The organism is Dysgonomonas sp. Shenzhen-Wh21, assembly GCF_043392705.1.
Taxonomy (GTDB): domain Bacteria; phylum Bacteroidota; class Bacteroidia; order Bacteroidales; family Dysgonomonadaceae; genus Dysgonomonas.
The window spans coordinates 1-6,904 of sequence record NZ_JAIXHZ010000034.1 but is presented as its reverse complement, the minus strand read 5'-3'; the positions used below and the strand labels follow the sequence as shown (position 1 = coordinate 6,904).

The window sequence follows — 6,904 nt, the reverse complement described above, 5'->3', positions numbered from 1 at the left end:
AGAATCTTTACTGGCAATTGGTTTCTTTGTATGAAAAAAGAAGAACTTTGGATGTTATAGACAGTCAGGTAGATCAGTTGTCGAAGATAGAGATAGATGATGTATTGAAAAAAGCAGAAGTTGGACGCATAGGTACACACAATGAAAATGGGTATCCATATGTTGTCCCTGTACATTTCATCGTCTATGATGAAAAAATATATATCCACGGACTAATCAAAGGACAAAAGATTTCAAACTTGACTAAAAATGATAAGGTTGGATTTGAAGTGGATGAAATGGGTGCAATCATTCCTGATAACGAAAATGTTTGTGACACAAATACTGCATTCAGAAGTGTAATCATCTTAGGTACAGCCAAAATTGTGGAAGATAAATCGCTCAAAGAAAATGTACTACATGCTGTTGTTTCAAAATATACCCCTCAATTATCTCATTTGAGCTTTCCTGAAAAAATGCTGAAAGCAACGGGTATTATAGAGATAGATCCAATTGAAATTACAGGGAAATATTATAAATAAAAGGACATTTAATAAAAAATGTCCTTTTACCATCAAGGGATTTTGTAACAATCTAGATATTTTAATTCATTATCAATGAAATGAATTATTATATAAGATCATACAGCCCTATCAAAACAGGTATTAAATAAAAAAAATTAGCGCCCGGTTACTTGCAAATACTCAATCCGTTTCTTTTGATAATTAGCATACGATTCAACATACTTATCTCGATTTTGCTGTAATAATGTTTGAGCATCTAATACATCCGTAAGGGTTACTGTGCCCACTTTATAATACTGATTATTAAGACGCAAGTTTTCTGTAGATTGCTCAACACCATCTTTTGCCAACAATATTTGCTTATAAGTATTATCCAATTCATTTTTTACATTCTGCATTTGTAACAACAGTTGTTCTTCTATATCTATCTTATTGTTTAATGCTATCTTTTCTTGTATTTTCTGCTGCTTGATAGCATGAGAACCACCCCACCATCCGGAGATTGGAATATTGACAGAAACAAAAACGGCCCCATTCGTATTCCATTTATCCATAAAGTTATCTCTGGAATATGTTGCACCAACAGCCACTGTGGGTAAATAATCAGCTCTTTTTATTTTAGTCTGCAGCTTCGAGGCTTCTACATTTTTATCAAGGAGTTTTGCTTCTGCTCTATTGGGTAAAACATTTTTATGATCCACGTAATATTTCATAGGCGATTCAACGTCTTCAATATTAGGAACCTGTATATCTAAAGAATCTGCTGAACTCAAATCCATAGCCATTTGCTGACACAAAGACATTTTCACCAATTTGATATTATTATCTAGATTAATACGATTACTTACGACTTCATTCTTTTTTAATTTTACCTTCAAAACATCATTATTGGTAATCATTCCTGTCTTATAAGACAACTCTACATCTTTCAACAACTGATCTACCTGACTGTCTATAACATCCAAAGTTCTTCTTTTTTCATACAAAGAAACCAATTGCCAGTAAAGATTCTCTGTATTCAGCAACATATCATTTTCGGATAGTTTAGCCTGATATTGGCTTACCTGAATTCCTAAGTCAGCCAATTTATTGCCATTGATTATTTTGCCTCCGGCAAAGATCGGTTGCGTCGCTGTAATACCAGCACTCATACCATTTTTAAGAAATCCGATCGGGGCTCCTCCCATGTTCATCGTAACCAAAGGATCTTTAGCCGAGAATCCAAATGCTGAAGCACTGACCGATGGGAAATAATTAGTAAATGCATCCTTTTTAGTTTCTTTGGATGATTCGATTTCCAACCGACTATTTTTAATTTTTCGATTGTTCTCGATAGTCAATTGCTTACAGTCTTCGAGACTATACTTCGTCTGTGCAGATATAAATACAGTTATCATACACATTGTTACTATTGTTATATATTTTTTGATCATAATTGTTCGGTTTCGTCTTTAGATATATTTTTATCTTCATGCTTATAAATTAGCCAATAAGCAAGGGGTAATAATGTAAGGATGAATATCATGGAGAAAATAGTTCCAAAACTGATAACTGTTCCCATCGGACACCAAAGTGGGCTCTTACTTATGATCATAGGAATAACCCCCATAGATGCAGCAGCTGATGTAAGGAATATAGGGCGCATCCGTCGTTTTCCGGCCTCCAAAGATGCTTCAAATACTGTTTTACCATGTTTATGCCTTAACTCTTCGGTGTAATCGTACATAATAATTCCATTACGAACGATAATACCAATTAGGCTCACAATTCCCAACACAGCCGTTATACTAAAGTCTACATTCATCACCTTTAAACCAATAGCCGCACCAAAAATGCTCAAAGAGGTAGAAGCCAAAACGAGTGTAGCTAAACTTATCTTTTTGAAGTGAAACACAAGTATGAAAAAGATGATAACGATTGAGATAGAAAGAGCTTTAATCAACTTTGGCATTGTCTCGCCATCAGATTCCTTTACTCCTCCATATGAAATAGAAACACCTTTAGGTAATGATTTTGCAGTGACTGCATTCACAATCTCCTCCACCTTTGGTTGAACCAGTCCCGATCTTTCGCCTCTCTTTAGATCAACGAAAACCGATAGGGTGCGTACTCCGTTTCTTCGGTTGATTTGACCCTCAGTCCAGTTTGCTGAAACATCAGCTATCTGGCGTAAAGGGACACTAGGTGATAATAAACCTGCAACATACTCATTCGATACATCCTCGGCCACAGGATCTTTATTCTCCCATTTCGATTTCAATACAACAGGCAATGAATAATCATTTTCCCAGATATTAGTGATTGGTGTTCCCCCGAAACGAGAAGCCAAACCCAACGCCAAAGTTCCTTCATTTACGCCCAACCGATTGGATTCTACAGGGTCTAGTGTTATTTTTATACCGGGCAACGGCTCCTCATAATTTGTATAAATTCTGATCGGTTCATCCAGTTTCTTTAATTTAGTCATTAAAGTGTCTGCCACTTTCTTCAGATCGGCTATATTCTCTCCCGATATACGAACGTCAATGTCAGCATCTACTGATTCATACTCTAATTGTTTGAATTTTACAAAAGCATTCGGATAATGATAGGCATATTGAGTGGAATACTTATCCAACAACAATTCTGTATCTTCATTCGATGTTGTATTTACAATAAACTGAGCAAAATTAGGTCCTCCCACTTTTGGTGCATAAGCTGTCTGAAAACGAGGAGATCCCGTTCCAATAAAAGACGTTACAGAAACAACAGTTTTCTCCTTCCTCAAAACCTTTTCAAGATCCTGAGCTATTACTTCTGTCTGTTCCAGAGAGCTGCCGTTCGGTAAATATATTTCAACTGCAAACTGATTCCGTTCAGCTATAGGCATGAGCTTCTGTGGAACATTGACAAACATGTAAATACCCGATATGATAGAAATGATACCTATCGTAAGAGATATCTTCGGGTATTGAAATACTTTTTCCAATAGCCAATTATATCCGTTTTGTAATTTATCTAAGAATGTTTCTTTCTGCTTCTTACCGGGCTGATGTAATCCATTGCGTATAAAGAAATATTGCAGAAAAGGTATAAAAAGAACAGCCACAGCCAAAGATACACCCAACGTAATAAGTACAGTCCAAGGAAAGAGCTTTACAAAGTCGAGAAACTGTCCTGTAAGCATCGCTAAGAATGGAAAGAACGTGAGGCTGATTGCAAGTGTTGCCGAGATGATGGCTTTAGCATATTCTTTGGCACTTTCTATCGATGCCTGCCAACGAGGAATACCATGATCCAATTTTTCAAGATAGATGTCTACAACTACGATCGAATTATCTACAATCATACCCAATACCACGATTAGGGCAGCCAATGTAACCGTATTAAGCTCCATACCAAAAGCAAGCATCAACCCTAAAGATATAAAGATAGATATAGGAATGGAAGATGCCGCAACGCCGGCAACCCGTAAGGGTAATAATATCATTGTTACGAGTATAACAGCTACAATAGCAATCATTAACTCTTTTAGGAAAGTTGTGATAGAATGAGCCACAACTTGAGGTTGATCGGCTACACGATAGATATGAATATCACTAGGAATATCATTCTGGAACTGTTCGAGAACCTTTTCGACATCTTTTCCATATTGAATAACGTTATAGCCTTCACGCATTTCAGTAGATAAAACGAGGCACTTTTTGCCATTATTGGTAGTATAGCTAGTAGGCTTAGGATATTCCCGAACAACTTTCGCTATATTCTTCAATCGGATATGATTTCCCTGAGCATCTGAATAGATGATTTGTTCTTCCAAATCCTTCTCAGATTGATAGGGTCTCTCGATATGTATTGGCACATCCATATCACGATTATCAATCTTACCTGCAGTTGTAATAAATCCCTTCGTGATGAGCGTCTGATACAGGTTCAATATATTAATACCATACGCTGCCAGCTTTTCTTTTTCAACATATATACTTATCTGTTCATTCTGTTCTCCATAACGGCGCAGATTGGAAACAGATTCTATAGTTCGTAAACGGTCTTCGAGATTTTCTAAATATGTTTCCAATTGACGATAAGTTTTGGTCTCCGATTCAAGCGTTATTAGTAATGCCGAAGTATCTCCAAAATCATCATTAGCAATAAGAGCTAAAACACCTGATGGTAATTTGGCTTTGAAAAACATCAATCCATGTTTTATTTTTGACCATACCTCGTCCTTGTTATTTACATCATCATTCAGCTCTACATATACATAGACAATCCCATCTTTAGAATGTGAATATGTTTTCGATTTCTTTACTTCCTTGTATGTAAACAAGAAATTCTCAAGAGGCTTAGCCAACTGCTCCTCTACTTCGACAGAAGTGGCTCCAGGATATACTCCCACTACAACACCCTGACGGATTGTAAATACAGGAAATTCCTGTTTGGGCATCACATTAAGCGCATAAATTCCAAATAAACTTAACACTATTACAATGAGCAATATAATCTTATTATACTTCATTGCCCAGCCGATAATACCAGATTCTGATTTCATATCTTCTTCTTATTTAGCTATTTCGACTGTTACACCAGGACTTACATTCTGATAGCCTTCAATGATTAGGTTATCCCCATCTTGCAGCCCCTCCTCTATTACAACTCCATTGCCGATCAGCTTTCCTTGAATTATTTCTCTATATATAGCCTTATTTTGATCGTCTTTTATCCAGACAAATTGTTTACCTGAAAAGTCTACCTGTATTGCCTTCAATGGAATTATAATATTCTTTCGATCTAAAACTCCTGATGGATTTATTAGATAAGCTTTGCACACCATCCCTGGCATAATCTGTGAATTGGGATTATTTACCTGCACCTTAATATCGTAGGTATGTGATAACGGATTTGCAGATACTCCTTTCTCCTGAATCTTGCCTTCAAACTCAGCATCATTCAACGCAGATATTTTTATCCGGGAAGATTCACCAATTTTTATTGCTGAAATTTCGTTCTCGGGAATAGCTATTTTTATTTTCACCGAATTTATAGTTACCAAATTATAAATTGGAGTACCAGGAGCGACATTAGCACCTGCTTCTTGATAGCGTTGACTTACTACACCAGATATGGGAGCATACAAATTACAGTCCTGTAAATTCTTACGGGTGATTTGCTCATTAGCTTGAGCCTGCTCTAACTGAGTCTTCGCCTCTATATATTTTATTTCCGGAAGGCTGTTGTTCTTATAAAGAATAGACAAGCGATTATATGCATCTTGTGCCTGATTAAGGGTCGATTTTGCTGCATTGTGCATACTTTCAATAGAACTTGTATTCAATCGGGCTAACAATTGTCCTTTTCGAACATTTTGCCCTTCCTGTACATATACTTGTTCAATATTTCCATTTACTTGAAAACTAACATCAACCGAATTCTCACCTTCTACAGTTCCTATATACTCTTGTTGGTATATATCATCACTATACTTTATTGTTTGTATTTTTACCGGAACAGTTCTAGAATTGGCTTCTTCACTCTTTTTTGCGGAACAGGAAACCATTCCTAAAAATAGAAGACACAATACCGATCTACTAAAAAATAATTTCAATTTATCCATAACTTTCATTAAAAAGGAATTTTACAACTATTTATTTCTGTCGCAAAGATCTCTTTATAATATGGTTCTGTCTAAATCAATACTACGCCAAAAACGTTCAAAACTTCGTTTTTTATGCAGTTATCAACATTTATTTATATTTTTAGGACCAAAATGAAACATATAAGATCATGAATAAGGAAAATTATGCTAAAATATCGCTGGATGACTTTAAAGATCAAACCTCAAATCACGGAATAAAGAACTTTGTCATATCTGATGATAGTGCTAATATTGATGATTATGCATTTGATTTCAAATATCCGCAAATTATGGAAGGAATAGCTTTTGCTATTTGTGTGAAAGGTACCGGACGAATCAAAATTAACTTACGTGAGTACAAAATTGAGCCTTGTACTATTATTGTTGTTCTGCCTAATTATATTTTAGAATTGGTAGAGCAAAGTGAAGATTTAGTTGTAGAGTTCTTATTATTTTCTTTTGACTTTATTTCCGATATCAAGTTAATTATAGATATTGATATTCCTAAAAAAATAGATCAGATGGCTTGTTTAAAGATAAGTGAAGAAGAAACGAATGATTTATTGGAATTGCATGCCTTTATTGTAAAGCGTTACAAAAGAACAAATTTTCTTTACAAAGAAGAAATTGCAAGAAGTTTATTGCAGACATTAATTTATGAAGTTTTGCAGCTATATCAGGACAAGAAGATTGACTATAAGGTATTGACCCGCAAAGAAAAATACTTACAAACTTTCATCAGCTTGTTATTTGAATATCATATGAAAGAACGTAGTGTGCGTTTCTA

The 6,904-nt window shown here is 35.4% G+C and carries 5 protein-coding genes; 2 read left to right on the top strand and 3 right to left on the bottom strand.

The genetic code is table 11. The annotated features are described in order from the left end of the window. Positions 1 to 17 precede the first annotated feature (17 nt). Positions 18 to 521 (top strand): pyridoxamine 5'-phosphate oxidase family protein, encoded by a 504-nt coding sequence (locus LDB17_RS01615; protein ID WP_393924850.1) that lies wholly within the window; start codon positions 18 to 20, stop codon positions 519 to 521. A gap of 137 nt (positions 522 to 658) precedes the next feature. On the opposite strand, the gene LDB17_RS01610 is transcribed toward LDB17_RS01615, so the two are convergent. Genes LDB17_RS01610 through LDB17_RS01600 form a run of 3 tightly spaced genes read right to left on the bottom strand, consistent with a single transcriptional unit; the run spans position 659 to position 6,096 of the window. Further along, complete coding sequence (locus LDB17_RS01610; protein ID WP_252637490.1) at positions 659 to 1,936, bottom strand: TolC family protein; 1,278 nt, start codon at positions 1,934 to 1,936, stop codon at positions 659 to 661. Further along, entirely contained in the window at positions 1,933 to 5,034 is a 3,102-nt protein-coding gene (locus tag LDB17_RS01605; RefSeq protein WP_252637491.1) for an efflux RND transporter permease subunit, read from the bottom strand. The genes LDB17_RS01610 and LDB17_RS01605 overlap by 4 nt, the downstream gene beginning before the upstream one ends. A 9-nt stretch (positions 5,035 to 5,043) precedes the next feature. After that, complete coding sequence (locus LDB17_RS01600; RefSeq protein WP_252637493.1) at positions 5,044 to 6,096, bottom strand: efflux RND transporter periplasmic adaptor subunit; 1,053 nt, start codon at positions 6,094 to 6,096, stop codon at positions 5,044 to 5,046. 170 nt (positions 6,097 to 6,266) lie between these two features. Here LDB17_RS01600 and LDB17_RS01595 point away from each other — a divergent pair. Then, a partial coding sequence (locus LDB17_RS01595; RefSeq protein ID WP_393924849.1) for an AraC family transcriptional regulator occupies positions 6,267 to 6,904 on the top strand: 638 nt, incomplete at its 3' end.